General features: G+C 68.8%; 4 protein-coding genes. All 4 read left to right on the top strand.

Features of this window, described 5'->3' with window-relative positions:
• Nucleotides 1-317 precede the first annotated feature (317 nt).
• From ACVOK1_RS20205 to ACVOK1_RS20190, 4 genes are read left to right on the top strand one after another with little or no spacing between them, the layout of a single operon-like run.
• Nucleotides 318-2603 carry a methyl-accepting chemotaxis protein gene (locus ACVOK1_RS20205; RefSeq protein WP_481563067.1) on the top strand — a complete coding sequence of 762 codons (2286 nt, stop codon included), beginning with the start codon at nucleotides 318-320 and terminating at the stop codon, nucleotides 2601-2603.
• Between the two features lie 33 nt (nucleotides 2604-2636).
• Nucleotides 2637-3506 carry a CheR family methyltransferase gene (locus ACVOK1_RS20200; protein ID WP_481563066.1) on the top strand — a complete coding sequence of 290 codons (870 nt, stop codon included), beginning with the start codon at nucleotides 2637-2639 and terminating at the stop codon, nucleotides 3504-3506.
• On the top strand, nucleotides 3503-4099 hold the full coding sequence (gene cheD / locus ACVOK1_RS20195) for a chemoreceptor glutamine deamidase CheD (protein ID WP_079221788.1): 597 nt from the start codon (nucleotides 3503-3505) through the stop codon (nucleotides 4097-4099). The genes ACVOK1_RS20200 and cheD overlap by 4 nt, the downstream gene beginning before the upstream one ends.
• Nucleotides 4096-5169: a protein-glutamate methylesterase/protein-glutamine glutaminase gene (locus tag ACVOK1_RS20190; RefSeq protein WP_481563065.1), complete on the top strand. Its 1074-nt coding sequence runs from the start codon at nucleotides 4096-4098 to the stop codon at nucleotides 5167-5169. The genes cheD and ACVOK1_RS20190 overlap by 4 nt, the downstream gene beginning before the upstream one ends.
• Nucleotides 5170-5269 lie beyond the last annotated feature (100 nt).

Genomic DNA, 5269 nt, shown 5'->3' with positions numbered 1-5269 from the left:
CGGGAGCCGCCCCCTCCCCCCTCTTTCTCTATCGCTTCCCCGCTGCTGGCCCCCCCGCGCGCCCCCCCCCCCCCCCCCCCCCCCCCCCCCCCGCCTCCCTCGACATAACGAAACGCCGACAGACCGCTGTTGGCGTTGCCCTGGCTTCAAAGATGCCTGCCGCAGGCAGCGCCGCAGCCGCCGCTGCAAGGAACCCTGAATACGCAAAGTGCGTAACCCTCAAATCTCCCCGCCCCCGGCCGATAACCGTTCTGTCACGGCCTGTCGCGCCCTGACCGGTACTGGCGCCGCCCGCCCGTCTCGACCTGGTCTGCTTCATGAACCTCCTGCATCGCTGGCAACACTATTTCAGCAACCTCTCCGTCCGGCGCAAGCTCAACCTGCTGACGCTGCTCATCGCGATCGGCGTGATCGCGCTGTCGGTGATCGCCGCCCGCATGCAGTACCTGGACCTGACCAAGACCCGCAAGGACGCCCTGAAGACCCAGGTCGAACTCACCTACGGCGTGCTCGACCACTACAAGCGCCTGGCCGACAGCGGCGAGCTCAGCGAAGAAGCCGCCAAGGCCTCCGCCCTGCAGGCGCTGAACGTGATGCGCGCCAACCACGATGCCGATTACTACAACGTGCTGGACACCCAGTACCGCGTGCTGATGCACCCGTTCGCGCCCAAGCGCGTCGGCACCGTGCAGAAGGACTACACCTCCGATGACGGCGTGCCGATCTACTACCTGCAGGTCGGCATGGCACGCCTCGGCGGCGGCTTCACCTACTACAAGACCGGCAAGCCCGGCAGCGAAGGCCTGATCGACAAGGTCACCTATGCCGGCATGTACGCGCCGTGGCAGTGGGTGGTCACCACCGGCGTCTACATGGACGACGTACAGCACGAAGCCTGGGCCTTCACCGGCGTGATGACCCTGGCCGGCGGCGTGCTGGTGCTGATCGTGCTCGCCCTGAGCTGGATCATCGGCAACCGCATCGCCGGCCCGCTGAAGCAGGCCACCGCCGTTGCCGAAGGCATCGCCCGCGGCAAGCTCGACAGCCACATCGGCCCGCAGCCGCACGACGAAACCGGTCGCCTTCTGGAGGCCATGTCCGGCATGCAGCAGCAGCTGCACGCGGTCATCAGCGGCCAGCGCGAGATGGCGCGCCGCCACGACGCCGGTGAACTGAGCTACCGCATCGACGCCAGCGCCTTCCCTGGCGAGTACGGCCTGATGGTGCAGGAAACCAACACCCTGGTGGGCAGCCACGTGCAGACCCTGCACGACGTGCTGGACGTGGTGAAGCAGTACGCCGTCGGCGACCTCAGCCGCGACGTCGCCCGCTACCCGGGCGAGAAGGCCGCCATGACTACCACCGTGGACACGGTCAAGGCCAACCTCGGCCGCATCAACGCCGAGATCAAGCAGCTGGCTGCCGCGGCCGCGGCCGGTGATTTCAGCCGCCGTGGCGATGCGCAGCGCTTCGATCACGATTTCCGCCTGATGCTGGAAAACCTCAACGCGATGATGGCGGTCAGCGATGACAACCTCGGCAAGCTCTCGCAGCTGCTGTCGGCCATCGCCGAAGGCGACCTGACCACGCGCATGCAGGGTGACTACCAGGGCGTGTTCGCCCGCATGCGTGACGATGCCAACAGCACCGTCAGCCAGCTGACCCAGATCGTCGGCCAGATCCAGGCCAGCGCCTCCAGCATCACCCTCGCCGCCGGCGAGATCGCCTCGGGCAACAGCGACCTCTCCCGCCGTACCGAACAGCAGGCCGCCAACTTGGAAGAAACCGCAGCGTCGATGGAGGAACTGACCTCGACCGTTCGCCAGAACGCCGAGCACGCCCGCCAGGCCAACCAGCTCGCCATCGGCGCGCAGGGCGTGGCGTCGCAGGGCGGCAGCGTGGTCAACCAGGTGGTCACCACCATGTCGGCCATCGAAGCCTCCTCGAAGAAGATCGCTGAAATCATCAGCGTCATCGACGGCATCGCGTTCCAGACCAACATCCTGGCACTGAATGCCGCGGTGGAAGCGGCGCGTGCCGGTGAACAGGGCCGCGGTTTCGCCGTGGTCGCCAGCGAAGTGCGTACCCTCGCCCAGCGCTCGGCCGCAGCGGCCAAGGAGATCAAGGGCCTGATCGACGACTCGGTCGGCAAGGTCGCCGAAGGCTCGACACTGGTCCACCAGGCGGGCAGCACCATGGGCGAGATCGTCGCCTCGGTGCAGCGCGTGACCGACATCATGGCCGAGATCTCCGCGGCTTCGCAGGAACAGTCCGCCGGCATCGAGCAGGTCAACCAGACCGTGGTGCAGATGGACGAAACCACCCAGCAGAACGCCGCACTTGTCGAAGAAGCCACCGCCGCCGCACGCGCGATGGAAGACCAGGCCGCGCAGCTGGCCGACGCCGTGGCGATCTTCCGCCTCGACAACCAGGTAGCGGCTGCCGTGAAGGCGGTCACCGCCCGCGTCGCGCCGGCACCGGCCGCGGTGGCACGTCGCCCGCAGCCGGCCGCCGCGCCGACGCCGGCCCGACGTTCCAGCGCCAGCCCGTCCTCCAGCTCCAGCTTCGTCGCCCCCAGCGACGGCGGCTGGCAGGAATTCTGATCCCGGTGGCGGCTTCGGCCGCCGCCCCCGCCGATGGACACGTCCCCCGTGAACAGTCCCACTCCCATCGTCACCGGCCCCCGCGAATTCGAATTCGCCGACCGTGATTTCCGCCGTGTCTGCGACCTGATCTACCAGCGCGTGGGCATCGCCCTGGCGCCGGCAAAGCGCGACATGGTGTACGGCCGCCTGTCGCGCCGCCTGCGTACCCTGGGCATGCGCAGCTTCCAGCAGTACCTGGACCATCTGGAACAGGACGGCGGCGATGAGTGGCAGGCGTTCACCAACGCCCTGACCACCAACCTCACCTCGTTCTTCCGCGAGCCGCACCACTTCGAGAAGCTGCGCGAGGAACTGCAGCAGCGCTCCAGCCGCAGCCCGCCGCTGCTGTGGTCATGCGCCGCCTCCACCGGTGAGGAGCCCTACTCCATGGCGATCACCGCCTGCGAGGCCTTCGGTACGTTGAAGCCGCCGGTGCGGATCGTCGCCACCGACGTCGACACCCAGGTACTGGCCACCGCCAGCCGCGGTGTCTACAACATCGACCGCGTCACCAATCTCGACCCGGACCTGCGCCGTCGCTACTTCCAGCGCGGCAGCGGCCCCAACGAGGGCCAATGCCGGGTGCTGCCCGCCCTGCGCGAGCTGATCGACTTCCGCCCGCTGAACCTGCTGGCCCCGCGCTACGACGTCGGCGGTCCGTTCGACGCGCTGTTCTGCCGCAACGTGATGATCTACTTCGACAAGCCGACCCAGCGCGCCATCCTCGGCCGCCTGGTGCATCACCTCAACGATGACGGCCTGCTCTACACCGGCCATTCGGAGAACTACCTGCACGCCGCCGACCTGATCCAGCCCTGCGGCCGCACCCTGTACCGCCGCGCACAGGGGGCCGGTGCATGAATGCCTCGCTGCGCACCGACGACGTGATGCGATACCAGGACGCGCGGTTCAAGACCGTCGCGGCCAAACTGCTGCCGACCCAGTACCTGGTGGTCGATGACACCACCGCGCTGACCACCACGCTGGGCTCCTGCGTGGCCGCCTGCCTGCGCGACCCGGTGCTGAAGATCGGCGGCATGAACCACTTCCTGCTGCCCGAAGGCAACGCCGGCGACGGCGCGCCCGCGCGCTACGGCAGCTACGCGATGGAACTGCTCATCAACGACATGCTCAAGCGCGGCGCGCACCGCAAGCGCATCGAGGCCAAGGTGTTCGGCGGCGCCAACGTGCTGAAGGGCTTCACCAGCAATCCGGTCGGCACGCGCAATGCCGAGTTCGTGCGCCAGTACCTGCAGGCCGAGCACATTCCGATCATCGCCGAGGACCTGTGCGGCATCCATCCGCGCAAGATCTGGTTCTTCGCCGATACCGGCCGCGTCGTGGTGCAGCGCTTGCCGCACGCCCATGAAGCCGAAGTGGCCGCGACCGAATCGGCCGTGCGTGCGCGCCTGTCCAAGGCCCCGGTCACCGGTGGCGTGGAGCTGTTCGAATGAGCCTGCCCGGCAACGCCCCCTGCCGGGTCCTGATCGTCGACGACTCCGCCGTCGTACGGCAGATGCTCACCGAGATCCTGTCCAGCGATCCGGGCATCGACGTGGTCGGCACCGCCGCCGACCCGCTGCTGGCGCGCGAGAAGATCAAGCGCCTCGCCCCGGACGTGATCACCCTGGACGTGGAAATGCCGCGCATGGACGGCCTGGCGTTCCTTGAAAACCTGATGCGCCTGCATCCGCTGCCGGTGGTGATGATCTCCTCGCTGACCGAGCGCGGCGCCGACACCACGCTGCAGGCGCTGGCCTTGGGTGCAGTCGATTTTGTCTCCAAGCCCAAGCTCGATGTATCGCGAGGCCTGCAGGCCTACGCCGATGAGATCATCGCCAAGGTGAAGATGGCCGCGCGCTCGCGCGTACGCCCGCTGATGCGCGCCACCGCCCCCAAGCTCATCCTGGATGCCGCGCCGTCCGTGCGCCCGGCCGCGCCGCAGTTCCGCACGACCGACCGGCTGATTGCGATCGGCTCGTCGGCCGGCGGCACCGAAGCACTGCGTGTGGTGCTGGAAGGCCTGCCGGCGGATGCCCCGGCCGTGGTGATGACCCAGCACCTGCCGGCCAGCTTCAGCACCGCCTTCGCCGAACGCCTGGACCGCCACTCGGCGATGGCCGTGCGCGAGGCCACCGACGGCGAAGCCGTGCTGCCCGGCCATGCCTACCTGCCGCCCGGCGGCAAGCACCTGCGTATCATCCGTGACGGTGCGCGCTGGCGTTGCCGCGTGGATGACGGCCCTGCGGTGAACCGGCACAAGCCGGCGGTAGACGTGCTGTTCCGCTCGGTGGCGCAGGCGGCCGGCGGCAATGCCATCGGTGCCATCCTCACCGGCATGGGCGACGACGGCGCACGCGGCCTGCTGGAAATGCGCCAGGCCGGCGCCCCGACCCTGGTGCAGGACGAAGCCACCAGCGTGGTCTGGGGCATGCCCGGTTCCGCGTTCAAGCTGGGTGCGGCCGAAGAGCAGGTGCCACTGGAGCGGATCGCCGAGCGGCTGCTGGCGCTCGCCCGCGGCTGATCGCATCGTGGTTTGCCGGGCCACCGGCCCGCCAAACACCAGGGGGGGGTCACAGGGGATATGGGCGCCCCCGCGGCCGCCCCCCCCCCCCCCCCCCCCC

Source organism: Stenotrophomonas sp. STEN087, from assembly GCF_056759115.1.
The sequence above is the reverse complement of the archived record's forward strand: the minus strand, read 5'-3'. Positions and strand labels throughout refer to the sequence as shown.

What these genes read in the sequence shown, in the direction of transcription:
- ACVOK1_RS20205 (WP_481563067.1), top strand. Translation starts at nt 318, where the DNA reads ATGAACCTCCTGCATCGCTGGCAACACTATTTCAGCAACCTCTCCGTC.
- ACVOK1_RS20200 (WP_481563066.1), top strand. Translation starts at nt 2,637, where the DNA reads ATGGACACGTCCCCCGTGAACAGTCCCACTCCCATCGTCACCGGCCCC.
- cheD (WP_079221788.1), top strand. Translation starts at nt 3,503, where the DNA reads ATGAATGCCTCGCTGCGCACCGACGACGTGATGCGATACCAGGACGCG.
- ACVOK1_RS20190 (WP_481563065.1), top strand. Translation starts at nt 4,096, where the DNA reads ATGAGCCTGCCCGGCAACGCCCCCTGCCGGGTCCTGATCGTCGACGAC.